The organism is Rathayibacter sp. VKM Ac-2856, from assembly GCF_013205055.1.
GTDB lineage: Bacteria > Actinomycetota > Actinomycetes > Actinomycetales > Microbacteriaceae > Rathayibacter.
The window spans coordinates 331858-357185 of sequence record NZ_JABMLF010000006.1 but is presented as its reverse complement, the minus strand read 5'-3'; the positions used below and the strand labels follow the sequence as shown (position 1 = coordinate 357185).

The following is a 25328-nucleotide window of genomic DNA, read 5'->3' as shown; positions in this document are numbered from 1 at the left end:
GGGCTGTCGCGGCGAGGATGCGGTCAGAGGTCGAGAAGACCGTGAGCGGTGCTCCAGACGGTGTCGCTCGTCCGGTAGTCCAGGTCGGTGTCGACCAGCCTCTCCAGCAGGAGCTCCGGGTCGATGAGACGGTGTCGGACGAGCGCGGAGACGAAGGACCGGTCCTTGTCTCGGTTCGCGACGAGCTTCGCCACGCACAGGTCGTGCGGATCGAGGCACCACCCGATCCGTCCAAGGGTGTTGTCGTTCTGCACTCGCCGGAGACGGTCCTCCCACCCGTGGGGAAGAACCGCCGTCTTCCGGCCGACGCCGTCCAGGTGGAACCCGTGCGCAGCGTCGAACGACGAGAGCTCGCCGGCGACTCCGCTGAGTCTCGTCGCCAGCGCCTCGCTGTCCGTGTCGTTCAGCGGAAGAACGTCGAGCTCGTTCGACGCCGTCGCCTCGGCAGGCAGCTCCGACTCACTCCACGTGCCCAGCACCGACTGGGAGCCGATGATGATCACTTCGTCCGCCTGGATGATCTCGGTCGCGGCGCGGATCCCGTGCTCCAGCTCGTCCCTGTTCACGCGCTCGCCTCGAGCAGCGCCGATCGCTCCTCGTCGGGGATCAGTCCGGCGAGCGGCGAGACCGAGCGCAGGTCGTGAGCGTGCTCCGTCTCCGCGAGCAGGGCCTCGATCTGCGTGGAGAGCGGACTGCGGAGCAGTTCCGCCCACTCGTCCAGCCACTGGTGCGCATCCCCTCGGACCTTTCCTCGCAGCTGCTCGAGCCGCGCTTCCGCCCGAGGACGGAAGTCCGGAGAGCGGTCGAGGAGCTCCAGCGCGGCGCGGTGGAGCTGGACGGAGCGAGTGGTCTCGCGACGCAGTGACCGATCACGCTCGCGACGATCCGCCTCGACCTCGGCCATGACCGCCGCGTGGGAGGGGAGGGCGCGCCTCAGGAGACGACGCGCGGCGAGCGCCGTCGTCCGGTCGGTCCGTCGCGCGAGCGCGGCGATGCTCAGCCCGATCGGCACCGATCCCTCGCTGACGAACGGCCACCGCTCATCGGGGACGTGATGCAGGATCACGGAAGTCGATGACGGGCCGGCTGCGGCGACCTCCTCTCGGAGCTGAGCCTTCAGCCGGGTGGAGACGAGCAGCTCGAGGCGGCTGACGTCGCGCGGGCCCGCTCGGGGGTCCGATGCTCCGACGGGGAGCAGCTCCCGCTCTCCCCGCAGCTGGTCGACGAGTTCCGTGGGAAGGTCCAGGGACTCCGGCGGCAGAAGCTCCGCGGTCCACGAGCGCGTCACCGCCACGGGATCCTCCGCGCTCTCGAGTCGCTGGATCATCCGGGTGATGCGACTCCGCTCGGACCTCGTCAGGGCCGGGTCCACAGCGCCCGAGAGCGCGGCGACGAGTCCCCACGCCATCCGGTCGCCGAGCGGACGAGAGACTCGCGGCGAGGGGACGTCCTGATCACCCCTGATGACATGCACGCCTCCGACCTTCTCCGCCCGGATGCGCCCTTCGGCGATGAGCTGACGGATGCGCGCCGTACTCACGCCGCGCTCTCGCGCGACATCGGCGACGGACTTCAGCTCCTGCAGGGTCATGGCAGGAAGTCTATCGGAGACGCAAGGGAAGTGCGCCGCTCAGCGGCGGTCGAGCTCTCCCGATGTCGCGGTCGTTCCGCGCAGCTGCAGAGCGGTGGTGTGCTCGACGATCCGACGCGCGCACTCCACAGCCGAGGTCTGGCCGGAGTCGACCTCGAGGTCGTAGGTGACGCCGCGATGGACGGACTCCGCCTGGTGTGCAGCCATCCCTGTGGAGCGGTCGCCACGGTCTCGCTCCCGCGCGGTCGCGACCTCGGGGGCGCAGCGGACGCCCACCCAGACGACGTCGAGTCCGCGGAGGTGGCCGCGCAGTCTCTCCTGCGACTCCGACGCCTGCAGGAACACGTCGTCGAAGACGATCCGTGCGCCGGCGCGAGCCGTCGCGACGACACCTGCCATCCAGGCCGACTCGAGTCGACGGAAGGCGTCGCCGAGCTCCACTACGCCGTCGTCTCCGTAGGAGACGCCCTCCCCGCCTCCGTCGAGGTCGGGCGGCAGCGCGTCCACCAGGGTGTCGATCGAGATGCTCAACCACGGATCGGGCAGGAGCGCCTGAAGACTCCGGGCGATCGTCGTCTTGCCCGAGCTCGATCCGCCGTTCAGGACGATGACGTCCGGAGTCACGAGCCGCTTCCGACGGGAGAAGAGGGAGAGCTCCTCGGAGAGAGCATGCGGCGTCCGATCATCCGGGCAGCCTAGGCCGTCTGCTGCGGAGCGTCGCACTCCTGTCGGAGTCGCCGCTCCCTTGTCGAGAACGAAGCGCGCTCCTTGACGGTCGGCCGCGTCGCTCCTAGGCTCTCGCCGAGTGAGAAACCTAATGAAACAGTTTCTTAGACCGTGATCACGGCTTCCCCATCACCGGTGTTGCGCCGGATGACCTCGAGCGAACGGACCCGCCATGACGATCACCTCCTTCACCGCCGACTGGGTCGTCCGGGCGCCGCGGGGGCCGTTCGCCGCCGTGCAGGGCGGAGCCGACGACTCCATCGCGGTGACGCTGCCGCACGACGCGCTGCGTGACGCCGAGCGCTCGCCGGAGGCGGTGTCGAGGGGCGGCGCCGCCTACTACCCGTCGGGCGCCTTCAGCTACGTCAAGACCTTCGAGGTGCCGACGGAGTGGGCCGGCCGGGTCGTGCGCCTCGAGGTGCAGGGCGCGTACCGGCACGCGATGGTCTTCCTCAACGACGAGTTCGCGGGGAACCGCGCCGACGGCTTCGCGCGCTTCTTCGTCGAGCTGACCCCGTTCCTCCGCTTCGGCGAGGCGAACACGCTGCGGATCGAGGTGCGCTCGGGGCAGGACTCGCGCTGGTACGCGGGGGCGGGGCTGCACCGGCCGGTGCTGCTGCACGTCGACGAGCCGGTCCACATCGAGCCGGACGGCGTGCGGATCACGACCGTGCGCGTGGAGGAGGACCAGGCCGTCGTCGAGGTCGCGACCAGCATCGTCAACCGCGGGCTCACGACCTCGACGCTCACCGTGTCGACCGAGTTCGCGGATCCGTCCGGGGAGGTCGTCGAGAGCGCGACGACGCCCGTCACCGTCGCCCCCGGCCGCACCGCGCTCGTGCGCCAGCGGCTCTACGTGCAGGACCCGGCGCTCTGGAGCGTCGACTCCCCCGCCCTGCACACCGCCCGCACGAGCATCGGGATCGGCGACGACGTCGTCACCGTGCACGGCATCCGCACCGTCACCGTCGACCCGCGGAAGGGCCTGCGAATCAACGGCGAGCCCGTGCTGCTGCGCGGCGCCTGCATCCACAGCGACAACGGCGTCCTCGGCGCCGCCTCGATCGCCCGGGCGGAGGAGCGCCGCATCCGGCTGCTCAAGGACGCCGGCTTCAACGCGATCCGCATGGCGCACAACCCCGCCTCGCCGTCGATGCTCGACGCCTGCGACCGCCTCGGCATGCTGGTGATGGACGAGGCCTTCGACATGTGGGTGCGAGGCAAGACCCACCACGACCACTCGCTCGACTTCGCGCAGTGGTGGCGGGCCGACCTCGAGTCGATGGTCGCGAAGGACTTCAACCACCCCAGCGTGATCCTCTACTCGATCGGCAACGAGATCGTCGAGGTCGGCACCCCGCACGGGGCCGTCCTGGCGCGCGATCTCGCCGAGCACGTGCGCGCGCTCGACCCGACGCGGCCGGTCACGAACGGCGTGAATCCGACCCTGGCGGTGCTCGACGAGCTGGACAGCATCCTGGCGTCGGAGCAGGGGCTGAACGAGCTGATGGGCGAGGCCGGCGCGGGGATGATGGCGGCGATCGGCTCCTCCGACGCCGTCACCCGCCGCACCGCGGAGTCGAGCGCGGCGCTCGACGTCCTCGGGCTGAACTACGCCGACGGCCGCTACGCGAGCGACGCCGAGCTGTTCCCGCAGCGCGTGATCGTGGGGTCCGAGACGTTCCCCTCGCAGATCGGCGAGCTCTGGCCGAAGGTGCTGGCGAACCCGAACGTCGTCGGCGACTTCACCTGGACCGGCTGGGACTACCTCGGCGAGGTCGGCATCGGCGCCACCTCCTACGCGGAGGACCCGGCGGCGAACGGCGCGCTGGAGCGGGAGTACCCGTACCTGACGGCGTGGTGCGGCGACCTCGACATCACCGGGCGGCGACGGCCCGCCTCCTACTACCGCGAGATCGTCTTCGGGCTGCGCTCGGAGCCGGCGATCGCGGTCGTCCGGCCGGAGCGGCACGGGCAAGCGGTGACGATGCAGTCGCCGTGGGCCTGGAGCGACTCGGTCGACTCGTGGACCTGGCCCGGCTTCGAGGGCTCCCCCGTCACCGTCGAGGTGGCGGCGGAGGCGGACGAGGTGGCGCTGCTGCTCGACGGCGTCGAGGTCGGGCGTGCGGCGGTCGGGGTCGTGCGGCCGATGCTGGCGTCGATCGAGACGGTGTACCGGCCGGGCGAGCTGACGGCGGTCGCGTACCGGGCGGGGAGGGAGACGGGACGGAGCTCGCTCGTGTCGGCGTCCGGACCCGTGGTCCTGACTGCATCGGCGGATCGGACGGAGCTTCGTGCGGACGACACCGACCTCGCGTACGTGGCGATCGAGCTGCGGGATGCCGCGGGCGTGCTGATCACCGGGGCGGACCGGGTCGTCTCGGTCGCCGTCGAGGGCGCGGGCGTGCTCGCGGGTTTCGGCAGCGGCGCGCCGGCCACGACCGAGCGCTTCGACGCCGTCGCGCGCACCACCTTCGACGGCCGCGCCCTCGCCGTCGTGCGGCCGACCGGCGCCGGTGCGATCACCGTGCTCGTCTCCGCCGACGGCCTCGACGACGTGCGGCTCGCCCTCTCCGCCGTCTAGACGCCGGGTCTCGATACGCCCCTGCGAGGCTGCTCGACCAGCACGAGTCGCGCTCGCAGCAGAGCGGGCGACCTTCATGTCGATCGAGTAGCCCGCGCAGCGGGCGTATCGAGATCCACCGCCGCCGATCGAGCAGCCCGCGCCCCATGCTGGTGGAGCGGCTCGCGCAGCAGGTCCCCTCTTCATGCTGATCGAGTAGCCCGCGCAGCGGGCGTATCGAGATCCACCAGCGCCGATCGAGCAGCCTGCAGACCATACGCCCGGCGCCGGCCGCTCTCGATCCGCCTCTTCGGGACTGCTCGACCAGCACATCCGCAAGAAGGCGACTGCAGCAGACAAGCTAAGGTTGACTGATCCGTCAACCGAGGAGGTCCTGATGACCGCAGCCCGGCTGCTGCGCTCCGCCCGCTGGGGAGCGCGGCTGTCCCAGCGCGAGCTCTCCGCATCCTCCGACGTCGCCGAGGCCACGCTCTCTCGGATCGAGAACGACAGGCGGCAGCCGTCGGTCGATCTGCTCGAGCGGCTGCTCTCTCGCACGCAGCACTCGATCGTGCTCGTGCCGACCGTCCGGAAGGACGCAGCGACGATCGGGGCGATCATCTCCGAGGCTCTGGACGCCGATGACATCAGGACCGCCTACCGCCAGCTCATCCAGCTCGCCGACAATCTCGCCGACGTGCACGGCGCGCTCCGGGTCGGTCTGACCCTCGCCGAGCCCCCGCCCTTCGCCGACCCGGGCTGGGGAGCGGCGCTCGCCGCCATCGGCGCGCACCGACTCGACGAGGAAGGCCTCCCCCACGCCGAGTGGATCGACGACCCGTCGCGTTTCCTCGCAGCACCGTGGCAGCCGCCGACGGGCGGAGTCCGGACGCGGGTGGACCTGGCGCGTGTGTCACAGGAGTTCGCCCGGCGCAACGTCCTCATCGAGGCCGAGACGCTGGTGAGCGCCTGATGGACCAGTTGAGCCGCGAGGACATCATCGACGGACTCTCGGAGGTCGTCGCGATCCTGGCCCGATCGCGGCAGCCCGCCGGGATCCGGATCGTCGGCGGTGCGGCGATCGCGTTCTGGTTCGGTGACCGTCGGCTCACCGACGACGTCGATGCGCGCCTGACTCCTGCCGAGGACGTGCTGGCAGCCTCCGAGACGGTCGGCGCGAGGCGCGGTTGGCCCACCCGCTGGCTGAACCCGGACGCGTCGATCTTCTTCCCCGACTACGGCGAGACGGTCGAATGGACCGTGATCCACTCAGCCGACGACGTCGTCGTCGAGATCGCCTCCACTCGCGCGCTCCTCGCGATGAAGCTCCGAGCGAGCCGCCCTGGACGCGATGACGACGACATCGCTCGGCTCCTCGCCCTCATGCGATCGACTCGATCGAGGAGGCGGAGGAGCTGCACCGGGCCTTCTACCCGGCGGACGAGCTGACCGATCGAGCACTCCTCCTGCTCGAGGACATCCTTCGCGCCGAGACCCCGGCGCCGGATCTGCTGACGCTGCCCTCCCTGAACCGCGGGAAGGGCACCGGCGAGACACCGGGACGGCCGATCCCTCGAGCGTCCTCTCGCTGACCGTCATCGAAGCTCGCGCGCGGCGGAGCGAGCGTCCCCGCTTCCCTGCCGATCGAGCAGCCCGCAGAGCGGGCGTATCGAGATCCCCTCCCATCGGTGCGACCCTGCGGGGCTACTCGACCAGCACGGCGTGGGGCTGCTCGACCGGCATGCCGCCTCAGGCGGCGACAACTCCCGCGGGGGACCAGCCGAGGGCCGGGGCGATCGACTCGGCGACGGTCTGCAGCAGGCGGGCGTTGTACTCGACGCCCAACTGGTTGGGGACGGTGAGCAGGAGCGTGTCCGCCTCCTGGACGGCGACGTCGGCGGCGAGCTCCTCGGCGAGGCGGTCGGGCTCGCCGGTGTAGCTGCGGCCGAAGCGGGCGCGGACGCCCTCGAGCGAGGCGACCTGGTCGCGCTCGCCGCGGCCGCCGAAGTAGAGGCGGTCGAGGTCGGTCGTGATCGGGAGGACGCTGCGCGAGACGGAGACGCGCGGCGAGCGCTCCCAGCCGGCCTCCTCCCAGGCCGCGCGGTACTCGCGGATCTGGCGCGCCTGCAGCTCGTCGAAGGGGATGCCCTCCTCCTCGAGCAGGAGTGTGGAGGACTGCAGGTTCATGCCCTGCTCCGCCGCCCAGCGCGCCGTCGCGAAGCTGCCGGCACCCCACCAGATGCGGTCCTCGAGCCCGGGCGAGCGGGGCTCGATCGCGAGCGGGCTCGACATCCCGGTGCGCGCCGGATCGGTCTCGGCCACGGCGGCGCCGGAGAGCGCCTCGCGGAAGAGCTGCACCTTGCGGCGCGCGAGGTCCGCGTCGGTCGTCCCCTCCGCGGGGACGTAGCCGAACGCCTCCGAGCCGCGGAGCGCCGTCTCGGGCGATCCCCGGCTCACACCGAGCTCGAGTCGGCCGCCGGAGATGAGATCGGTCGCCGCCGCCTCCTCCGCCATGTAGAGGGGGTTCTCGTAGCGCATGTCGATGACGCCGGTGCCGATCTCGATGCGGCGCGTGCGCGCGGCGATCGCGGCGAGCAGCGGGAACGGCGAGGCCAGCTGCGGCGCGAAGTGGTGGACGCGGACGTAGGCGCCGTCGATCCCGATCTCCTCGGCGGCCTCCGCGAGCTCGATGGTCTGCAGCAGGACGTCGCGGGCGGTGTGCGTCAGCGACCCCTCGACGGACTGGTAGTGGCCGAAGGAGAGGAAGCCGATGCGCGAGACCATGCCTGCTCCAGCGTCGGACGCGCCCGCGCTATTCCCGGCGTCGAGCGGCCGGGGTCACGAGCGTCCGGCTCAGCTCGCCTCGAAGTCGGCGGAGACGGAGGCCGACACCTCGATGTCCTCCGGCTTCAGCGCGAGCTCCTCCTGGCCCTTGAAGGCCATGGCGCGGCTCATCACGGCCGAGCCGCCCTCGATCCGGGTGTGCGGGCGGAGCCCCGGCTCGAACAGGGTGAGCACGCGCGGCTCGTCCAGCCCGAGAGCGGAGGCGTAGGCGGCGGCGCGCTCCCGCGCATCCCGGACCGCGGCGACCCGCACCTCGCGCTCGGCGCTCGCGCGGCGGGCGGCGGTGACGTCCCAGTCGACTCCGGCGACGACGATGCCGGGGACCTCTGAGACGGAGGCGACCCAGCGGCCGAGGGCGTCGAAGTCGCGGTACTTCACCCGCACGCTCGCCGCAGCGACGTGGAACGGCTCGGAGACGTCGGAGTCCTTGAGGTAGCGGTGCACGGTCGAGACGGACACCTGGTCGGCCGACCACCAGGTCGCCGCACCCGAGGCCTGCTCGGCGCGGGCCTCCTCGCGCACCCGGGCGTGCAGGGCGGTGACCTCGGCGAGCGCCTGGGAGCGCGAGCGCGATTCGCGGCGGATCTCGAGGCGGACGGTGCCCCGCTCGGCGGGGTGGAAGTGCTGGGCGATCCCGGCGACGGTGATGGTGACCATGGCCTCATCGTGCCGCATCGGGCTGCGTCAGAGGTGCAGGCCCAGGGCGCCGCGGAGGCGGTCGGCGAGCGCGTGCTCGATCGCGAGGTTGCTGAGGAGCTGGTCGCGGAGCGAGCCGCGGGCGGGCGGGACGACGGCGCCGGTGCGCGGGTCGAGGAAGCCGCGGAGGTCGCGCTCGCACTCGGCGATCGTCGCCTCGATCAGCTCGAGGCGGCGGGCGAGCCGGTCCGACTGGTAGTGCTCGCGCGAGATGGGTCCGTCGAACGGGTGGCGGGTTGCGGGGCTCGTGAGGGTCGCGGTGGCGATTGCTGCTGCAGTCATGCTGGTCCGATCCGTCGGGGCGCGGAGGGGGCGCCGTTCCTGTGCAGACAGGAGAGCACGAGAGACGGCCGCGGGCACGATCGGTGACACGATGCGCGCAGTCGTGGCACGAATCGTGTCGCCGCGTGGCGGGATTCGCATTCTGTGGCGCGATTCGTCCATCGATGCGCGCGAACCGACGACGGCGGCGTCAGTCGCGGAAGACGACCAGCTGCTCGTTCCCGACGATCGCCAGGGTGCGGACGAGCCGGGTGTAGCGCTCGACGAGCTCCTCGACCGCCGCGCCCTGGCCGACCAGCGCGCCGATGCTCTCGGCGGGGAAGAGCGAGACGATCTCCATCGCCGCCGCCCTGCCGTGCTCGAAGGAGAGGGCGCGCGCGTACTCCAGGGCGCGTGTCAGCTGCGGGCGCTCCCCCTCGGCGGCGATCGCCGTGGGATCGGCGTCGGCGGCGTGCGCGAGGACGGCGACGAACACCCGCGCGATCTCGTCGACCCGCAGGGCCCGGACCAGGGTGAGCAGACGCGAGGACACCCGCGACACTCCGCGCGCCAGCAGCTCGCCGCTGAGGGCGCGGACCTCGATCACGTCGCCGCCGACGAAGTCGCCGGAGACGCGCTTGATGCCGGAGGCGAACAGGCTCGAGCCGGAGGCGATGCTCCGCTCGGCCTCGAGGTTGATCTCGATGCGGCCGCGGGAGGTCGCGACGCCCGAGATCCAGCGCTGCTCCACCGCGGGGTGCGCGTGCACGGCGCGGACGAGGGTGCCGGGCCCGGGGCCGTCGATGGCGCCGAGGATGACGTCGGGAGTGCGGGCGCCGGCGATGCGGGTCGAGACGCCGTTGTGCGCGGCGAGCTCGGCGGCCTTGAGCTTCGAGCGGATGCCGCCGCGGCCCGTCCCGCCCTTCTGCACGCCGATGCCGCGCAGCTCGGTGATCCCGAGCTCGTCGAGGTGCACGCCCTCCGCGATGCTGCCGGCGAAGACGCCGGGGACGTCGGTGAGCAGCAGGAGCAGGTCCGCCCCGAGGAGCATCGCGAGCCCGCCGGCGACGCCGTCGTTGTCGGAGCCGGCGGAGTCGATGGTGTCGTTGCCGTTGACGATCGGCACGACGCCCGCGTCGAGGGCGTGCCGGATCGCCTCCGCGACGTGCGCCATCTGCCGCGGCGACGCGAGGTCGGACTCGCCGATCAGGATCTGAGCGACGAGCGAGCCCGAGAGCTCGGCCACCGAGCGGTAGAAGCCCATCAGCACGGTCTGGCCGACGGCGGCCGCGAGGCGCGGGCTGATCGGGGCGTCCTGCACGCGGGCGAAGAGCGCCCGGCCGGAGGAGACGGCACCGGAGGAGACGAGGACGACGTCCCAGCCGAGCGCCCGGGCGCCGAACGCGCTCTCGAGGGCGCTGGCGAGGAGCACGGGGTCCGGTCCGGACTGCTTGGTCACCGAGCTCGAGCCCATCTTGACGACGAGGGTCCGCCGCCGCGCCGGGAGGGAGGAGGGGTTCTCGGCGGCGGCTTCGGGCAGGGCGTCGGACATGGCTCCCATGGTAGGGGCGCTCTCGCGACGGGCTCGCCCTATTTCCCTAGTGCTGGTCGGTTTTCGGCGTATCCTTCTCGCGGAGCCGACGAGGGCTCCCCCGTTCGAAGGACGCCCCCATGACACCGACGTCATCACCCGTCGGCGAGCCGCTCGACCAGCAGGTCGACCGCCGCTACCTCGATCCCCTGCGCCCGGTGGGCGAGCGGGTCGAGATCCTCCTCGGTCAGATGACGCTCGAGGAGAAGGCGGGCCTCTTCTTCCAGACGATGGTCGTGATGGGCGAGGGCGGCGCTCTGGCCGAGGACGGCGCGTTCGGGCTGCCCTCCACCGCGACGATGGTCCTCGAGAAGCGGATGACGCACTTCAATCTGCTCGGTGGCGGGACGGCGACCGCGCGCGAGCTCGCCGAGTGGCACAACCGGGTCCAGGAGCTGGCGTCCTCGAGCCGCCTCGGGATCCCCGTGACGCTGTCCACCGATCCGCGCCACTCCTTCACCGACAACCCCGGCACGGGGGCGCAGGCGGAGGCGTTCTCGCAGTGGCCGGAGCCGCTCGGCCTCGCGGCGATCGGCGACGAGGACCTGGTCGAGCGCTTCGGCGACATCGCGCGCCAGGAGTACCTGGCCGTGGGCCTGCGCGTCGCCCTGCACCCGCAGATCGATCTGGCGACCGAGTCGCGCTGGGCGCGCCAGGTGGGCACCTTCGGCGAGGACGCCGAGCTCACCGGCCGGCTCGGGGCCGCCTACATCCGCGGATTCCAGGGCGCGGAGCTCGGCGCCCGCTCCGTCGCGACGATGACCAAGCACTTCCCCGGCGGCGGTCCGCAGAAGGACGGTGAGGACCCGCACTTCCCCTACGGCCGCGAGCAGGTCTACCCGGGCGACAACGCCGAGTACCACCTGCGGCCCTTCGTGCAGGCGTTCGAGGCGGGCACGAGCCAGATCATGCCGTACTACGGGATGCCGGTCGGGACCGAGCACGAGGAGGTCGGCTTCGGCTTCAACCGCTCGGTGATCACGGGGCTGCTGCGCGAGCGGTTCGGCTTCGACGGGATCGTCTGCACCGACTGGGGGCTGCTCTCGGACTCGGACATCATGGGCGACCACCACGTGGCGCGCGCCTGGGGTGTGGAGCACCTGACGGTGCCCGAGCGGATGGCGAAGGCGCTAGAGGCGGGCGTCGACCAGTTCGGCGGCGAGTCGATCCCGGAGACGCTGGTCGCCCTCGTCGAGGACGGGACGATCGCCGAGGAGCGGCTCGACGTGTCCGCGCGGCGGCTGCTGCGGGAGAAGTTCGTGCTCGGCCTGTTCAACGAGCGCGCCGTCGATCCGATGGCGGCGGAGGCCGTGGTCGGCTCGGCGGAGTTCCGCGCGGCGGGCGAGGCGGCCCAGCGCGCGGCGATCACGGTGCTCGCCCACGACGGCGTCCTGCCCGCGCGGCGCGGGATCCGGCTCTACGTCGAGGGGATCGATCCGGCGGTGGCCGCGGAGCACGGCGTCGTCGTCGGCACGCCGGCGGAGGCGGAGCTCGCGGTGATCCGGCTGCAGGCGCCCTTCGAGCAGCGCGCGACGGCGTTCGAGAACGTGTTCCACGCCGGCTCGCTCGACTTCCCGGCGGAGGTCGTCGAGCACGTGCGGGCGGTGGCGGCGCAGGTGCCGACGGTCGTCGACGTCTTCCTGGACCGCCCGGCGGTCCTCACTCCGCTGGTCGATTCGACGGCGGCGCTGCTGGGCGACTTCGGCGCGTCGGGGGCGGCGGTGCTCGACGTGGTGTTCGGAGTGTCGGAGGCCCGTGGAACACTGCCGATGGACCTTCCGCGGTCGATGGCCGCGGCGGCGGCACGGCGGCCGGACGTGCCGTTCGACACCGAGGACCCGCTGTTCCGCTTCGGTCACGGGCTGCGCGTGCCGGGCTCCGCGGAGGGGTAGGGCCGGGGCTCCGGGCTCCTCCACAGGGAGGTGATCCGGGGCCCTCTCCCCCGGTCCGGCACCCGGCGCGGCGGATGTCGGTGGCGATTGACATACTCGAACACATGTTCGAACATGGGCAGATGAGCCCCCCTTCCCCGCACCCCTCCGCAGGGGTCGCCGACACCGCGGAACCGCTGCTGCGGCAGCTCGCGTCGGTGAAGGAGCTGCAGTCGCGGATCCGCGACATGCAGGCGACGACGCTCGAGACGAAGAGCCTGGCCACGCTGCCGGCCTTCGCCTCGGTGCTGCCCGGCGGCTCGCTCAAGCAGGGCGCCGCCTACTCGGTCGAGGGCTCGATGAGCCTCGCGATGGGGCTGCTGGCCGGGCCGTCCTCCGAGGGCTCCTGGTGCGGGGTCGTCGGGGTGCCCGAGTTCGGCGCCGAGGCGGCGGCCGGCCTCGGGATCGACCTCGAGCGGCTCGTGCTCGTGCCCTCCCCCGCCGAGCACTGGCTCACCGTCACCGCCGCCCTGGTCGACGTCCTCACCGTCGTGCTGACCCGGCCGCCCGCCTCGGTCTCCTCGGCCGACGTCTCCCGTCTGGGCGCTCGGCTGCGGCAGCGCGGAGCGGCGCTCGTCGTCCTCGGCGAGTGGCCACAGGCCGAGGCGCGCCTGAGCATCCGCAGCAGCCGATGGGAGGGGCTCGGCGCCGGGCACGGCTACCTGCGCACCCGCGAGGCCCTCGTCGACGTCGTCGGCCGCGCGGGGACGCGGGTGCGCACCGTGCGGATGAGCATGCCCGGCACCGGGCGACCCTTCGGCGTGCTCGGCGAGCACGCACGTCCGGCCGAGCGGTCGCGGAGCGAGCGCCTCCTGCACGAGCGGGCGGTGTGAGGTGAGCCGCTCCGCAGGCGCTCTCGAGCTGCGCCGCACGATCCTCGTCTGGTGCCCGGACTGGCCGCTGCTCGCCGCCGCGGCCGACGCCGCGCTCGAGGCCGGGACGCCCCTCGCGCTCACCGAGAGGAGCCGGGTGTTCGCCTGCTCCCCCGAGGCGCGGGCCGAGGGCGTCCGCCGCGGGATGCGGATCCGCGAGGCGCAGTCGCGCTGCACCGGGCTGGCCGTGCTCCCCTACGACCCCGTGCTCGATCACCGCGCCTTCGAGCCGCTGGTCCAGGCGCTGGAGGAGATCACCCCGGGCGTGCAGCTGATCCGTCCCGGGCTCTGCGCGATCCGCGCCCGCGGGCCGCGCCGCTACTACGGCAGCGAGCAGTCGGCCGCCGAGGCGGTGCTGCGCCGGCTCACCGAGCTGGGCGTGCCCCGGGCGCGCGCCGGGATCGCCGACGGACTCTTCGCCTCCGAGCTCGCCGCCAAGCACTCCGGCACCGCGGTGTCGATCGTGCCGGCCGGCGAGAGCGCCGCCTTCCTGGCCCCGCTCCCGCTGGACGCGCTCGAGACCGAGGCCGTCGGCGCGCACACCCGGACGACCGGCAAGGGCGAGGACCTGATCGCGCTGCTGCGCCGGCTGGGCGTGCGGACGCTCGGCGCCTTCGCCCAGCTGCCCCGCGACGACGTCTCGGCCCGCTTCGGCCCGGACGGAGCGCGCGCGCACGTGCTCGCCTCGGGTGCCGAGACCGAGACGGTCGTCCCGCGGCTCCCGCCCGAGCGGCTCGACCGGGTGCTCGAGTTCGAGCCGCCGCTGGACCGGATCGACCAGGCCGCCTTCGCCTTCCGCGTCCCGGCGGAGGAGTTCGTCGCCGGGCTCACCCGGGCGCAGCTGGTGGCGACCGCGATCCGGATCGAGGTCGTCAGCGACCGCGGCGAGGTGTCCTCCCGCAGCTGGCTGCACCCGCGCTGGTTCACCCCCGGCGACGTCGTCGACCGCGTCCGCTGGCAGCTCCAGGGCAACGGGTCGATCGACGCCGGTCTGGGCTCTCCGATCGCCCGGCTGTCGGTCGAGCCCGAGGCGGTCGACGCGATCGGCAACCACGAGCAGGGCCTGTGGGGCACGGCTCCGGAGGAGCGGGTGCACCACGGTCTGAGCCGCGTGCAGAGCATGCTCGGGCACGAGGCGGTCGTCACGGCGTCGGTGGGCGGCGGCCGCTCGCTGCGCGACCGCCAGCACTTGATCCCCTGGGGGGACCGCGAGCCGGGCGACGCCCGCCCGCGCGGACTGCCGTGGCCCGGTGCGCTGCCGCCGCCCCTGCCGCCCACGGTCTTCGCCGAGCCGGCGGCCGTCCTGGTGCGCGGGCCGCGCGGCGAGCAGGTCTCGGTCGACGACCGCGGCTCGCTCACCTCCGTGCCCGCCTACTTCGCCCCCGGCTCCTCGCAGGCCCGCCTGCAGCCGGTGACGGGCTGGGCCGGCCCCTGGCCGATCGACGAGCGGTGGTGGGACGCGCGCACGGCCGTCCGCTACGACCGCTTCCAGGTCGTCGACTCCGACGGGGTCGCCTGGCTGCTGCTCTGCCTCGACGGGGAGTGGGCGGCCGAGGCCCGCTACGACTGACCGGCCGCCGAGCCCGCCCGCGACCACCGCCGCACCCTCCCGGGCACGATCCGATCCTCCCGCGCACGACGACCGAAGGAGCCCCCATGGGCTGGAACAACCCCCCGATCCCCTGGTCGGAGTTCGAGCGACGCCTCTCCAGCACGACCAGGAGCGACGGCACGACCGTCCGCGGCGACGGCGGCGACAGCCCCGCCTGGTCGCACAAGCGCCCCGCCTACACCCCCGGCGCCGACGTCCGGCCGCCGGACGAGAAGGTGCCGTACGCCGAGCTGCACGCGCACTCGCACTTCAGCTTCCTCGACGGCGCCAGCAAGCCCGAGGAGCTGATCGAGGAGGCCGTCCGCCTCGGCATCGACACCCTGGCCCTCACCGATCACGACGGGCTCTACGGGATCGTCCGGATGGCCGAGGCCGCCCAGGACCACGGGGTGCGCACCGCCTTCGGCGCCGAGCTCTCGCTCGGGCTCCGCGCCCCGCAGAACGGTGTCGCCGACCCCGAGGGGACGCACCTGCTCGTCCTCGCCCGCCGTGAGGAGGGCTACCACCGGCTCGCCCGCGCGATCACCACCGCGCAGCTCGCCGGGGCCGAGAAGGGCAAGCCGAGCTACGACCTCGAGGAGCTCGCCCGGGCCGCCGACGGCCACTGGATCGTGCTGACGGGCTGCCGCAAGGGCGCGGTGCGCCAGGCCCTGGTCGCGAGCGGCGAGGCGGCGGCCGAGGAGGAGGTGCGCGAGCTCGTCGCCCTCTTCGGCGCCCGCAACGTCCTGGTCGAGCTCTTCGATCACGGCGACCCGCTCGCCTCCCTGCACAACGACCGGCTCGCCGGGATCGCCGAGCGGCTGCAGCTGCGCCTCGTCGCCACCGGCAACGTGCACTACGCCCGGCCCGAGGACCGCCCGCTGCAGACGGCGCTCGCCGCGGTCCGCGCCCGGCGTAGCCTCGACGAGATGGACGGCTGGCTGCCCGCCGCGGGCGGTGCGCACCTGCGCTCGGGCGCCGAGATGGCCGAGCGCTTCTCGCGCTACCCCGGCTCGGTCGAGAACACCGTGCTGGTCGCCGACGAGATCGCCTTCGAGCTCGGGCGGGTGCGTCCGCGCCTCCCCCGCCAGGACGTGCCGGAGGGGCACACGCCGATGAGCTGGCTGCGCCACCTCGTGCAGCTCGCCGTGCCGGCGAAGTACCCGGGCGCCGACTCGGACGTGCACGAGCGCCTCGAGAAGGAGCTCGCGGTGATCGAGGCCAAGGACTTCCCGGGCTACTTCCTGATCGTCCATGAGATCGTGCACTTCGCGAAGAGCCGCGGGATCCTCTGCCAGGGGCGCGGCTCGGCCGCCAACTCGGCGGTCTGCTACGTCCTCGGCATCACCGCGGTCGACTCGATCTTCTACGGGCTGCCCTTCGAGCGCTTCCTCTCCAGCATCCGCGACGAGGAGCCCGACATCGACGTCGACTTCGACTCCGAGCGGCGCGAGGAGGTCATCCAGCACGTCTACGAGAAGTACGGGCGGCTGAACGCGGCGCAGGTGGCGAACGTCATCACCTACCGTCCCAAGTTCGCCGTCCGCGACATGGCGAAGGCGCTGGGCTACAGCGCCGGGCAGCAGGACGGCTGGTCGAAGCAGATCGAGCACTGGGGCTCGATCACCGAGAGCCCCGAGCACGACATCCCGGACGACGTCGTCGCGCTGACCAAGCGGGTGCTCGGCACGCCCCGGCACCTGGGCATCCACTCCGGCGGCATGGTGCTCACCGACCGGCCGGTCGGCGAGGTCTGCCCGATCGAGCCCGCCCGGATGGAGAAGCGCACCGTCCTGCAGTGGGACAAGGACGACTGCGCCTGGATGGGACTGGTCAAGTTCGACCTCCTCGGGCTGGGGATGCTCGCCGCCCTGCAGTACACCTTCGACCTCGTCGCCGAGCACATCGGCGAGAAGTGGGACCTCTCGACGATCCCGCGCGAGGAGAAGGGCGTCTACGACCAGCTCTGCCGGGCCGACTCCATCGGCGTCTTCCAGGTCGAGAGCCGCGCGCAGATGGGCACCCTCCCGCGGCTGCAGCCGCGGCGCTTCTACGACCTCGTCATCGAGGTGGCGCTGATCCGCCCCGGCCCGATCCAGGGCGGCGCCGTGCACCCCTACATCCGGCGCAAGCTCGGCGAGGAGCCGGTCACCTACCAGCACCCCCTCCTGGTGACCCCGCTGAAGCGCACGCTCGGCGTACCGCTGTTCCAGGAGCAGCTGATGCAGGTCGCGGTGGCGGTCGGCGACTGCAACGCGGAGGACGCGGACCTGCTGCGCCGCGCGATGGGCTCCAAGCGCGGCACCGAGAAGATCGAGTCGCTCCGCGAGCGGCTCTACGAGGGCATGGCCCGGAACGGCATCACCGATGAGGTCGCCGACGACATCTACCGCCGGATCCAGGCCTTCGCCAACTTCGGCTTCGCCGAGAGCCACGCGATCAGCTTCGCGCTGCTGGTCTACGCGAGCGCCTGGCTGCGCCTGCACTACCCGGCGGCCTTCACCGCGGCGCTGCTCCGGGCCCAGCCGATGGGCTTCTACGCGCCGCACACGCTGGTCGCCGACGCCCGCAGACACGGGGTCCGCGTCGAGTCCCCCGACGTCAACCGCTCGCTGCCGCACCCCGGGCTCGAGGCGCTCGAGGGGCCGCCGGCCCGGCGCCGGGGCGGAGCGCCGCACGGGCACGAGACCTGCCTGTCCGCCGAGCAGGCGCCCACCGGCCTCTTCGACCGCTCGGAGCACTTCGACACCGACGACCACCGCCGCGACGCCGGCTTCGTCATCCGCCTGGGCCTCGCCGGGATCAAGGGCATCGGCGCCGCGCTGGCCGAGCACATCGTCGCCGAGCGTGAGCGCGGCGGTCATTATGCGAGCATGGCCGACCTCTCGCGCCGAGTCGGCCTGAACGCGACCCAGCTCGAGGCGCTCGGCGCCGCGGGGTCGTTCGACTCCCTCGGGCTCCAGCGCCGCCAGGCCCTGTGGGAGGCGGGGTCCGCCGCCGCCGACCGCCAGGAGTTCCTGCCCGACTCGATCGTCGCCGTCCAGCCGCCGCTGCTGCCGATGCTCTCGGCGCAGGAGCGGGTCGTCTTCGACTTCTGGGCCACCGGGATCTCACCGGACGACCACCCGCTGCGCCACCTGCGCGAGAGCCTCGCCCGGCGGGGAGCGCGCTCCACGGCCGACCTCCCCGGCACGCCCTCGGGCACCCGGATCGAGGTCGGCGGGGTCGTGATCCACCGCCAACGCCCCTCCACAGCCGCCGGAGTGACCTTCATGAACCTCGAGGACGAGCACGGGATCCTCAACGTCATCTGCTCCGTCGGAGTATGGAACCGCTACCGGCGCGTGGCGCGCGAGGCCCCCGCACTGCTCATCCGCGGGATCCTCGAGCGCTCCGAGGAGGGGGTCACGAACCTCCTCGCCGATCGCTTCGAAGCACTCTCGGTCACCGCCCGGACCACCGCCCGCAACTTCCGATGACCGCCGTCGGACCCCGACCGCCACAGCACCGCGAGCGCTCCCGCGCCCGCATCATCCGCGAGAAAGCGACACCATGACGAACATCGACCACGCCCTCCACCCCTCGGCGCTCGACGTGCCGCTGCGCGACGACCGTGACCTGCGCGAGCGCGTCTCCTCGCTGATCGGGCCCGCCTACCGGCGCGCGCTCTGGCCGATCCTGCTCGACCGGGCCGGCTACCAGCTGCCGATCCTCTACCCGGTGGACGGACTGCCCGTGCACCCCGACGAGGAGAGGACCGAGCGCATCGTGGCGACGCTCGCCAAGGCGGTGGCGCACCACGACGTCGGCTCGATCGCCTTCGCGCTCGAGCGCCCGGGCCGCGCCTTCCTCGGCGAGACCGACCGGGTGCTCGCCCGGCAGCTCACCGCCGCCTGCCACCGGCGGGCGATGCCGCTGCGCGCCCTGCTGCTCGTGCACGACGACGGCGTGCGGATCATCGCCGACGCCGAGCACTCGGTGCCGGCCCGCTGAGCGGTCGTGCACCGTGCTGCCGCGCAGGACGGCCCGGCGCACGGGCGCACGGGCGCTCGGGCACGCGAGCGCTCCGGCACGCAGGCGGGCCCGGGTCGCCCCGGTCCGGCCCGCGCGCCGGTCGCCTCAGTCGGCGTCGGTGAGGGTGATCAGCAGCGAGGAGGCGCCGAGGTCGACCTCGGTGTCGCCCGGCTGCACCGCGTACTCGCCGACGCCCAGGAGCGTCTCCGCCACCTCGGGCAGCGGGACCCGCGCGGACGCCTCGCCGACGTTGATCGCGATCGTCACGCGACCGCGGCCGAGGGTGAGCCAGCGCTCGTCCTCGTCGAGCTCGACCTGCACCGAGCCGAAGCGCGGGTCGGTCAGCTCGGGGAAGCGGCGGCGCAGCGCCGCCAGCTCGCGGTAGACGGAGAGGATGCGCGCCCCGCGCCCCTCCTCGGCCTCGGACCAGTCGAGCTTCGAGCGCTCGAAGGTCTCCGGGTCCTGCGGGTCGGGCACGACCTCCGGGTCCCAGCCCATCTTCGCGAACTCCTCGATGCGGCCCTTCGCAGTCGCCTCGCCGAGGTCCTTCTCCGGGTGCGAGGTGAAGAACTGCCACGGGGTCGACGCCGCCCACTCCTCGCCCATGAAGAGCATCGGGGTGAACGGGCCGAGCAGCGTCAGCGCCGCGGCGATCGCGAGTCGACCCTCGTCGAGGGTCGCGGTCAGCCGGTCGCCGATCGCCCGGTTGCCGATCTGGTCGTGGTTCTGGCTGCAGACCACGAGACGCCAGGTCGGCATCCGCTCGGTGTCGATCGGACGACCGTGGTGGCGGCCGCGGAACGTCGAGAGCGTGCCGTCGTGGAAGAAGCCGCGGGTGAGCACCTTGCCGAGCGCACCGAGCGGGGCGAAGTCCCCGTAGTAGCCGGTCGTCTCGCCGGTCAGTGCGACGTGCACGGCGTGGTGGAAGTCGTCGCTCCACTGCGCGTCGAGCCCGTAGCCGCCCGCCTCGCGCGGGGTGATCAGCGTCGGGTCGTTGAGGTCCGACTCCGCGATCAGGGTCAGCGGGCGCCCGACGTCGGCCGAGAGGACGGCGACCTCGGCCGCCATCTCCTCGAGTACGTGCACGGCGCGCTCGTCCGAGAGCGCGTGCACCGCGTCGAGCCGGAGGGCGTCGACGTGGTAGTCCCGCAGCCACATCAGCGCGTTGTCGAGGATGTAGCCGCGGACGACGTCCGAGCCCTCCCCGTCGAGGTTGATCGAGCTGCCCCAGGTGTTGGCCTTCTCGTTCTTCAGGTACGGGCCGAACTCGGGCAGGTAGTTGCCGCTCGGGCCGAGGTGGTTGTAGACCACGTCCTGCACGATCCCGAGGCCCGCGCGGTGCGCCGCGTCGACGAAGCGCTGGTAGGCCTCCGGTCCGCCGTACGCCTCCGAGACGGCGTACCAGAGGACCCCGTCGTAGCCCCAGTTGTGCGTGCCGTTCACCGCGTTGACCGGCAGGATCTCGATGAAGTCGACGCCGATGGAGCGCAGGTGCTCGAGCCGGCCGGCGGCCGAGTCGAGGGTGCCCTCCGGGGTGAACGTGCCGATGTGCAGCTCGTAGATCACGGCGCCGGCCAGCTGGCGGCCCGTCCAGGCCTGGTCGGCCCACTCGAACGCGCTCGGGTCGTAGCTGCGGGAGAGCTCGTGCACTCCCCCGGGCTGACGTCGCGAGCGCGGGTCGGGGAAGGGCCCCTTGCCGTCGACGAGGTAGCCGTAGTCGACCTCGCCGGTCGCGGCGACCGACCCGGAGACCCGCCACCAGCCCTCGTCGCCGTGGCGGGCCATCGAGACCGTCCCGCCCGCCCCGAGGGCGAGCTCGACGGAGGACGCCTCGGGTGCCCACACGTCGAAGCGCTCGGGTCCGGAGACGGGCAGGGCGTAGCGGTAGGGCGTCGTGCTGATCACGGTGTTCTCCAGGGTCGTTCGAGCGGATCGGGAGGGGGGACGGGGCTCGCGGGGTCAGGCGACCGGAACGAGCAGGGCGACGGGGTAGCCGCCGCCGAGGATCTCCGCGAGGGCGGTCGGCCCGCCGGCGAAGGTGCGGCCGGTCAGGACGTCCTCGACCGGGTGGCCGGGCAGGACGACGAGCGTCTCGCCCCAGCCGCCCTCGGCCTCGAGGCGCGCGGGCAGGCGGGTGGCCACCGTGAGTGCGCCGCCGCGGTCGAAGGCGATGGCGTGCTCGGCCGCGGGGCCGATGGCGGGGACGGCGGCGTAGCGCGTGAAGAGCTCCGGCCGGTCGCGGCGCAGGCGCAGCGCCCGCGAGGTCACGAGCAGCTTGGCGGCGCCCTCGGCGTCGATCTCCGGCTGCCAGCCGCCGTCGATCCGCTCGAGCAGGGCCCGGCGCTCGGCGAAGTCGACCGGGCGGCGGTTGTCGGGGTCGACGAGCGACGTCTCCCACAGCTCGCTGCCCTGGTAGACGTCCGGGATGCCCGGCGCGGTCAGCTGCACGAGCTTGGCCGAGAGGCTGTTCGACCAGCCGGTGGCCGAGACGCGCGCCACGGTGTCCTCGATCAGGCGGCGGACGGCCGCGTCGTCGAAGGCGGCGTCGACGGCCGCGTGCATCCGCTTCTCGAACGCCTCGTCCGGCGCGGTCCACATCGTCGAGCTGCCGGCCTCGCGCGACGCCTTCTCGGCGTAGGCGTGCAGGCGCTCGCGCGACGCGGGCCACGATCCGACGATCGCCTCCCAGAGCAGGTGCTCGACCGGTCCGTCGCCGAAGCCGACCAGCCCGTGCAGCTCGCGCAGCGTCGCGGCCCAGGCCTCGGCGTCCTCCGCGAGAGCGGTGATGCGGGCGCGGGTGTCCTCGCCGCGCTTGGTGTCGTGCGTCGACAGCGTGGTGAGCGAGGCCGGGAAGGAGGCCTGGCGGACGCCCTGGCGGCGGTGGAACTCCTCCAGGTCGATCGCGAACTCGTCCGGGTCGGCGCCGACTTCGTTCAGCGAGGTCAGGCGGCTGTAGCGGTAGAACGCGGTGTCCTCGACGCCCTTCGCCATCACCATGCCGGAGGTCTGCTGGAAGCGGATCGACACCGGGGTGCCGGTCTCCTCGAGCAGCGCGGCGACCTCGTCGATCGTCGCCGCGATCTCGGGGCGGCGGTGCCGCGCGTCGAGACGCGCGTGCTCGAGGTGCTCGGCGCCGTAGGGCAGGTAGCTGCGGTAGACCGGGAAGGTCGCGAGCAGCTCGGCGAGGGCGTCGTCCGCCCCGTCGACCTGCGGGATCAGGCGGGCCAGGCGCAGGACCTCCGAGCGCAGGATGCCGTCGGCGATGCCGCGCTTGGTGTCGTGGATCAGATCCGCCCACTCCACCGGGGCGCCGCCGTCGCCCAGCTCGGCGTCCAGGCCCTCGAGCACCGGACGGGCGTCGGGGTCGACGAGGATCCGGTCGATGTCGGCGAGCGCGTCGTAGCCGGTGGTGCCCACGGTCGCCCAGTGCGCGGGCAGCTGCTCGTCGCCCTCGAGGATCTTCTCGACCCAGACCGGCGCGCCGTCGATCGCCCGCGCGAGATCGTCCAGGTATCCGCCCGGGTCGGCCAGGCCGTCCGGGTGGTCGACCCGCAGGCCGTCGGCGAGGCCCTCGGTGAACCAGCGCACGATCTCGCGGTGCGAGGCGTCGAAGACCTCGGGCCGCTCGACCGTGATCGCGGCGAGGGTGTTCACCGCGAAGAAGCGGCGGTAGTTGAGCTCGGCGTCGGCGCGGCGCCAGTTGACCAGCTCGTAGCTCTGGCGGGCGTGCACGGTGCGGCCGGAGTCGCCGGGCTCGGCCGTGCCGGGCGCGATCGGCAGGCGGTTCTCGTAGTAGTGCAGCTCGTCGCCGACGACCTCGAGCGCGTCGAGCTCGCTCTCACTGTCGCCCTCCGACGCGCCGTCGCCGAGGATCGGCACGCGCAGCTTCCCGGCGCCCGCCTCCCAGTCGATGTCGAACGCCTCGGCGTAGCGGGAGCTCCGGCCGTTCTTCAGCAGGTCCCACCACCAGGCGTTCTCTACCGGAGTGGCGACGCCCATGTGGTTCGGCACGATGTCGATGAGGACGCCGAGGCCCTCCTTCCTCGCCGCCGCGGAGGCGTGGGCGAGGCCCTCGCCGCCGCCGCGGGCCGGGTCGACCTGCGTGTGGTCGACGACGTCGTAGCCGTGGTCCGAGCCGGGCTCGGCGGTCAGCAGCGGCGAGAAGTAGAGCCAGTCGGCGCCCAGCGAGCGCACGTAGTCGGCGATCTGCGCCGCCTCGTCGAGGTCGAAGCCGGAGCGGATCTGGAGTCGGTAGGTCGAAGCGGGCAGTCGCACGTCAGGCTCCTGTCGAAGAGGCGGTCGCGGAGTCGGTCGACTCCTCGTGGGGGCTGGTGTGGCCCGTGGTGGTGATGATCGGGATCGCCGAGGTCGCGGCGAGCGAGGCCAGCGAGGCGGCGACCGAGTGGTCGACCTCGGGCTCGGGGGCGCTGTGCTCCTGCAGGATCACGAGCGACTTGGCCTGCACGGTGAGGATCGCGCCGGCCGGCCGCGGCACGGAGTCGGCCTCCGCACCGGCGGTGTCGACGAGGACGGCCCACTCGACCGCGTACTCGTCGCTCGGGATCGTGAACTCCACGTCGACGTCGTCGGCGTTGAAGTAGAGCAGGAAGCTGTCGTCGACGACCGGCTGGCCGCGCTCGTCGCGCTCACGGATCCCGTTGCCGTTGAGGTAGATGCCGACCGAGCGGTCCAGGCCCGAGTCCCAGTCCGACGGCGTCATCTCGGTGCCGTCGGCCTTGAACCAGACGATGTCCGGCAGCGGCTCGCCGGTGCCGCGGAGCACCGGGCGCCCGTCGAAGAAGCGGCCGCGGCGGAAGGTCGGGTGCTCGGCGCGGAGGCGGATCAGCGCCGCCGTGAACTCGACCAGCGGCCGGTCCGCCTTCTCCCAGTCGATCCAGGTCAGCTCGCTGTCCTGCGCGTAGGTGTTGTTGTTGCCGTTCTGGGTGCGGCCGAGCTCGTCGCCGTGCAGGATCATCGGCACGCCCTGCGAGATCAGCATCGTCGCGAGGAAGTTGCGCTGCTGGCGCGCGCGCAGGCCGAGGACCGTCGGGTCGTCGGTGGGTCCCTCGGCGCCGTGGTTCCAGGAGCGGTTGTGCGACTCGCCGTCGTTGCCGTCCTCGCCGTTGGCGTCGTTGTGCTTCTCGTTGTACGAGACCAGGTCGCGCAGGGTGAAGCCGTCGTGCGCGGTGACGAAGTTGATCGAGGCGACCGGGTAGCGGCCGGAGCGCGCGTAGAGGTCGGCCGAGCCGGTGAGACGCGAGGCGAACTCGCCGAGCGTCGACGGCTCGCCGCGCCAGAAGTCGCGGACGGTGTCGCGGTACTTGCCGTTCCACTCGGTCCACTGCGGCGGGAAGTTGCCGACCTGGTAGCCGCCGGGGCCGACGTCCCAGGGCTCGGCGATCAGCTTGACCTGCGAGACCACCGGGTCCTGCTGGACGAGCTCGAAGAAGGTCGAGAGCCGGTCGACGTCGTAGAACTCGCGGGCCAGCGCCGAGGCGAGGTCGAAGCGGAAGCCGTCGACGCGCATCTCGGTCACCCAGTAGCGCAGCGAGTCCATGATCAGCTGCAGCGAGTGCGGGTGGCGCACGTTCAGGGTGTTGCCGGTGCCGGTGTAGTCCATGTAGTAGCGCTTGTCGTCGTCGACCAGGCGGTAGTACGCCTCGTTGTCGATGCCGCGGAACGACAGCGTCGGGCCGAGGTGGTTGCCCTCCGCGGTGTGGTTGTAGACCACGTCGAGGATGACCTCGATGCCGGCCGCGTGCAGCGCCTTCACCATGCTCTTGAACTCCTGGACCTGCTGGCCCAGGTCGCCGGTGGCGCCGTAGGTGTTCTGCGGCGCGAAGAAGCCGATCGTGTTGTAGCCCCAGTAGTTCGAGAGGCCCTTCTCGATCAGCGTCGAGTCGTTGACGAACTGGTGCACCGGCATCAGCTCGATCGCGGTGACGCCCAGGTGCTTGAGGTGCGCGATGACGGCGGGGTGGGCGACGCCGGCGTAGGTGCCGCGCAGCTCCTCCGGCACGTCGGGGTGGCTCTTCGTGAGCCCCTTCACGTGCGCCTCGTAGATGACGGTGCTGTCGTACGAGGTGCGCGGACGGCGGTCGCCGGCCCAGTCGAAGAAGGGGTTGATGACGACGCCCATCATCATGTGCGGCGCCGAGTCCTCGTCGTTCGTCGAGTCCGGGTCGCCGAAGGTGTACGAGAAGAGCGACTGGTCCCAGTCGATCTCGCCCGAGACGGCCTTCGCGTAGGGGTCGAGCAGCAGCTTGCTGGGGTTGCAGCGCTGCCCGCTCGCCGGGTCGTAGCTGCCGTGGATGCGGTAGCCGTAGCGCTGGCCGGGCTGCACCTGGGGGAGGTAGCAGTGCCAGACGTACGCGTCGGACTCGAGGACCTCGACGCGCGTCTCGGTTCCGTCCTCCTCGAAGAGGCAGAGCTCGACGCGCTCGGCGGCCTCGCTGAACAGGGCGAAGTTCGTGCCGCTTCCATCGAAGGTGGCGCCCAAGGGGTAGGCGGTTCCGGGCCAGGTCTCCACGAGACTCCTCTGAGTTCTGGTCTCGGGCGATCCGGGGGAGGCCGACGGGCGGTCTGCGGATGCCCGACGTCGGGGGTGATGGTCCGTCACCTTCGCGACGGACCGACTGCCCAGCTTAG

At 72.6% G+C, this 25328-nt stretch carries 18 protein-coding genes; 8 read left to right on the top strand and 10 right to left on the bottom strand.

Features of this window, described 5'->3' with window-relative positions; translation table 11 throughout:
• Positions 1 to 23: 23 nt before the first annotated feature.
• The 3 genes from HQQ82_RS18815 to HQQ82_RS18805 form a co-directional block, all read right to left on the bottom strand.
• Positions 24 to 566, bottom strand: a complete 543-nt coding sequence (locus tag HQQ82_RS18815) for a DUF6036 family nucleotidyltransferase (RefSeq protein WP_173235754.1) — start codon at positions 564 to 566, stop codon at positions 24 to 26.
• Positions 563 to 1327 (bottom strand): hypothetical protein, encoded by a 765-nt coding sequence (locus tag HQQ82_RS18810; protein ID WP_173235752.1) that lies wholly within the window; start codon positions 1325 to 1327, stop codon positions 563 to 565. The genes HQQ82_RS18815 and HQQ82_RS18810 overlap by 4 nt, the downstream gene beginning before the upstream one ends.
• A 303-nt stretch (positions 1328 to 1630) precedes the next feature.
• Positions 1631 to 2215 (bottom strand): AAA family ATPase, encoded by a 585-nt coding sequence (locus HQQ82_RS18805; RefSeq protein ID WP_173235750.1) that lies wholly within the window; start codon positions 2213 to 2215, stop codon positions 1631 to 1633.
• A 274-nt stretch (positions 2216 to 2489) separates the two neighbouring features.
• Here HQQ82_RS18805 and HQQ82_RS18800 point away from each other — a divergent pair, with 274 nt between their 5' ends.
• The 3 genes from HQQ82_RS18800 to HQQ82_RS18790 all read left to right on the top strand — a co-directional run bounded on the left by HQQ82_RS18800 (position 2490) and on the right by HQQ82_RS18790 (position 6329).
• A complete protein-coding gene (locus HQQ82_RS18800; protein WP_173235748.1) occupies positions 2490 to 4901 on the top strand; it encodes a glycoside hydrolase family 2 TIM barrel-domain containing protein in 2412 nt (803 codons plus the stop codon).
• A 376-nt stretch (positions 4902 to 5277) separates the two neighbouring features.
• Positions 5278 to 5853, top strand: a complete 576-nt coding sequence (locus tag HQQ82_RS18795) for a helix-turn-helix domain-containing protein (RefSeq protein ID WP_173235746.1) — start codon at positions 5278 to 5280, stop codon at positions 5851 to 5853.
• Positions 5853 to 6329: a hypothetical protein gene (locus HQQ82_RS18790; protein WP_173235744.1), complete on the top strand. Its 477-nt coding sequence runs from the start codon at positions 5853 to 5855 to the stop codon at positions 6327 to 6329. The genes HQQ82_RS18795 and HQQ82_RS18790 overlap by 1 nt, the downstream gene beginning before the upstream one ends.
• A 300-nt stretch (positions 6330 to 6629) precedes the next feature.
• Here the strand turns inward: HQQ82_RS18790 and HQQ82_RS18785 are convergent, their stop codons facing one another.
• The 4 genes from HQQ82_RS18785 to proB all read right to left on the bottom strand — a co-directional run bounded on the left by HQQ82_RS18785 (position 6630) and on the right by proB (position 10233).
• Positions 6630 to 7664 carry an LLM class flavin-dependent oxidoreductase gene (locus HQQ82_RS18785; RefSeq protein ID WP_173235741.1) on the bottom strand — a complete coding sequence of 345 codons (1035 nt, stop codon included), beginning with the start codon at positions 7662 to 7664 and terminating at the stop codon, positions 6630 to 6632.
• A 69-nt stretch (positions 7665 to 7733) separates the two neighbouring features.
• Positions 7734 to 8381, bottom strand: a complete 648-nt coding sequence (locus tag HQQ82_RS18780) for an SIMPL domain-containing protein (protein WP_173235739.1) — start codon at positions 8379 to 8381, stop codon at positions 7734 to 7736.
• A gap of 27 nt (positions 8382 to 8408) precedes the next feature.
• On the bottom strand, positions 8409 to 8702 hold the full coding sequence (locus tag HQQ82_RS18775; RefSeq protein ID WP_173235737.1) for a hypothetical protein: 294 nt from the start codon (positions 8700 to 8702) through the stop codon (positions 8409 to 8411).
• A 190-nt stretch (positions 8703 to 8892) separates the two neighbouring features.
• On the bottom strand, positions 8893 to 10233 hold the full coding sequence (gene proB / locus HQQ82_RS18770) for a glutamate 5-kinase (RefSeq protein WP_173235735.1): 1341 nt from the start codon (positions 10231 to 10233) through the stop codon (positions 8893 to 8895).
• Positions 10234 to 10352: 119 nt separating this feature from the next.
• Here proB and HQQ82_RS18765 point away from each other — a divergent pair, with 119 nt between their 5' ends.
• From HQQ82_RS18765 to HQQ82_RS18745, 5 genes are all read left to right on the top strand, one after another.
• Entirely contained in the window at positions 10353 to 12164 is a 1812-nt protein-coding gene (locus HQQ82_RS18765; protein WP_173235733.1) for a glycoside hydrolase family 3 protein, read from the top strand.
• A gap of 122 nt (positions 12165 to 12286) precedes the next feature.
• Entirely contained in the window at positions 12287 to 13036 is a 750-nt protein-coding gene (locus tag HQQ82_RS18760) for a hypothetical protein (protein ID WP_173235731.1), read from the top strand.
• A 1-nt stretch (position 13037) separates the two neighbouring features.
• On the top strand, positions 13038 to 14645 hold the full coding sequence (locus HQQ82_RS18755) for a DNA polymerase Y family protein (protein WP_173235729.1): 1608 nt from the start codon (positions 13038 to 13040) through the stop codon (positions 14643 to 14645).
• Positions 14646 to 14731: 86 nt separating this feature from the next.
• Positions 14732 to 18145: an error-prone DNA polymerase gene (locus tag HQQ82_RS18750; protein WP_173235727.1), complete on the top strand. Its 3414-nt coding sequence runs from the start codon at positions 14732 to 14734 to the stop codon at positions 18143 to 18145.
• A gap of 73 nt (positions 18146 to 18218) precedes the next feature.
• Positions 18219 to 18659, top strand: coding sequence for a hypothetical protein (locus HQQ82_RS18745; protein ID WP_173235725.1), 441 nt, complete (start codon positions 18219 to 18221; stop codon positions 18657 to 18659).
• Positions 18660 to 18785: 126 nt separating this feature from the next.
• Here the strand turns inward: HQQ82_RS18745 and treZ are convergent, their stop codons facing one another.
• The 3 genes from treZ to glgX are packed head-to-tail and all read right to left on the bottom strand — an operon-like array spanning position 18786 to position 25209.
• Entirely contained in the window at positions 18786 to 20585 is a 1800-nt protein-coding gene (gene treZ, locus HQQ82_RS18740; RefSeq protein WP_367948020.1) for a malto-oligosyltrehalose trehalohydrolase, read from the bottom strand.
• A gap of 54 nt (positions 20586 to 20639) precedes the next feature.
• The gene (gene treY / locus HQQ82_RS18735) at positions 20640 to 22955 is read right to left on the bottom strand and encodes a malto-oligosyltrehalose synthase (protein WP_173235723.1); all 2316 of its coding nucleotides are present in this window, start codon (positions 22953 to 22955) and stop codon (positions 20640 to 20642) included.
• A gap of 1 nt (position 22956) precedes the next feature.
• The gene (glgX, locus tag HQQ82_RS18730; RefSeq protein ID WP_173235721.1) at positions 22957 to 25209 is read right to left on the bottom strand and encodes a glycogen debranching protein GlgX; all 2253 of its coding nucleotides are present in this window, start codon (positions 25207 to 25209) and stop codon (positions 22957 to 22959) included.
• Positions 25210 to 25328: the final 119 nt, after the last annotated feature.